The sequence below is a fragment of the Streptomyces sp. NPDC033966 genome (assembly GCF_055575955.1).
This window is the reverse complement of sequence record NZ_JBVIRQ010000053.1, coordinates 1-2,003: the sequence shown is the minus strand read 5'-3', so window position 1 is coordinate 2,003 and position 2,003 is coordinate 1. Positions and strand designations below refer to the sequence as shown.

The 2,003-nt window shown below is 66.1% G+C and carries 2 protein-coding genes; both read left to right on the top strand.

Going from position 1 to position 2,003, the window contains the following annotated elements; translation table 11 throughout:
• Positions 1-67: 67 nt before the first annotated feature.
• The gene (locus ACZ518_RS39440; protein ID WP_469117852.1) at positions 68-334 is read left to right on the top strand and encodes a DUF6959 family protein; all 267 of its coding nucleotides are present in this window, start codon (positions 68-70) and stop codon (positions 332-334) included.
• 54 nt (positions 335-388) lie between these two features.
• Positions 389-1,978: an ISL3 family transposase gene (locus ACZ518_RS39435; RefSeq protein ID WP_469117851.1), complete on the top strand. Its 1,590-nt coding sequence runs from the start codon at positions 389-391 to the stop codon at positions 1,976-1,978.
• The last annotated feature ends 25 nt before the right edge of the window (positions 1,979-2,003 follow it).

Sequence of the window (2,003 nt, the reverse complement as noted above, 5' to 3'; positions counted from 1 at the left end):
GGCTGTGACCGCGCTTCCGTGATGATTACGGCTGGATGAGGTACGGCGTCTACTGTTGGATAGCCCGATGGAACGCATTGAGGCTGAGCTGTTCACGGATCCAGGCAACGACGCGGTTGTCCGCCTGCCGCCACGTCACTTCCCGGGCGTGCTGATCCAGGGGGACTCGCTGTCGATCATGCGCGGCGACGTTGCTGAAATCGTGGAAGCCTGCGCCCAGGGCGACGTTGCTGACGCGCACGAGGCTGCCACCATCCTGCTGGCCAACTTCGACGAGTTGCTGGCCCGCTACGAGAGCGCGTTGGAGGCTCACGACATCAAGCGCCCCTACTGATCGCCACCGCAGTAGCTGGCATGCCGGATCGTTTCGTCGCGGCACAACTTCTGTATGGGGTTGCGTGAACTGTCGGACGTCCTGTTTCCGGGAATCGAGCTGAGGATCGAGCGGCTGCATGTCGCCGGCCGCACTCTATTTGTGGACGCGGTTGGTACTGGTCCTCTTGGCCGTTGTCCGGACTGTGGCAACGGTGCACGGCGGGTTCACAGCCGGTACTGGCGGCGGCTGGCGGATCGGCCTGTCGGCGGCCGAGAGGTGCTCGTCCGACTACGGGTGCGGCGGTTCCTCTGCGAAATGCCGATGTGCCGCCGGCGGACTTTCGTTGAGCAGGTTGAGGGTTTCACCAGGTCACACGGTCAGTCGTCGGTGGCCATGCGTGACCTCGTCCGTTTCGTGGCCATGGAGCTTGGGGGCCGCCCGGGAGAACGCCTCTGCCGACGGCTGGCATTGTCCGGCCGACGGACGTCGCTCATCCGTCTGCTGTCGGCGCCGGCGGTGCCAGCCCGGGCTCCGCGGGTCCTGGGAGTGGATGACTTCGCCTTCCGGCGTGGCCACACCTACGGAACGGTGCTCGTGGACGTGGAACGGGGCAAGCCGTTCGATGTTCTGCCCGACCGCAGCTCGGAGACATTCCTTGCCTGGCTGGAGGCCCATCCCGGAGCGGAGGTCATCTGCCGGGACCGGGCCACCGGCTACACCCGCGCGATCAAGCAGGCCGCCACCGGGGCGATCGAGGTGGCCGACCGGTGGCATCTGCTGCAGAACCTGTCCGTTGTGGTGGAGAAGACATGTCACCAGCACCGCGCCTGCCTGCGGAAACATGCCCAGGAGCGAGCTCAACCTGACGCCCCGGTCCCTGACACCTGGGTGCCGGATCAGCCGGCCGCGCTGCCGAAGACTGCCATCGTCGAGCGGACCCTTCACCGGCACGCCGACATCCTCGATCTGGTCGACAAAGGATGGACGATCAGCGCGATCGCGCGCCGCTTGGACATGGACCGCAAGACAGTGCGGCACTTCCGGGACACCGATCTCGCCGTACTCATCGAATCCGCCCGGCATCGTCGAACGGGACTCCTCACGCCCTTCCACTCCTACTTGCAAGCTCGCTTCCTCAACGGATGCACGGACGCCAGCCGCCTCTTCCGCGAAGTCCGTGAGCGTGGATTCGGGGGCACAGTTCAGACGGTCCGCCGATACGTCGCGACTCTTCGGGACGGCACGGCCATACCCGCACCAGCACCGATTCCGAGCCCACGCGCGATCACGTCCTGGATCATGCGTCGCCGTGAGTCGTTGAGTGAAGACGACGGGGTCCGGCTCGGCGAGGTCTGCCTGGCCTGCCCCGACATCGCACGCGCCCGCGAGGTCGCGCAACGGTTCACCGCCCTGGTCCGCGACCGCACCGGCCATCTGCTGCCCGACTGGATCAGCGACGTGGAGCGCGACGCGCCTCAGCCGATCCGCGGGTTCGCCCGGTTCATGAAGTTTGACATCGACGCCGTCACCGCGGGCCTGACCCTGCAGTACAGCTCCGGCGTCGTAGAAGGGCACGTCAACCGCATCAAGACGATCAAGCGGCAGATGTACGGCCGAGCCTCGTTCCACGTCCTGAGAGCCCGCATCCTCATCGAGTCGTAGTCATCACGGAACTGCGGTCACAGCC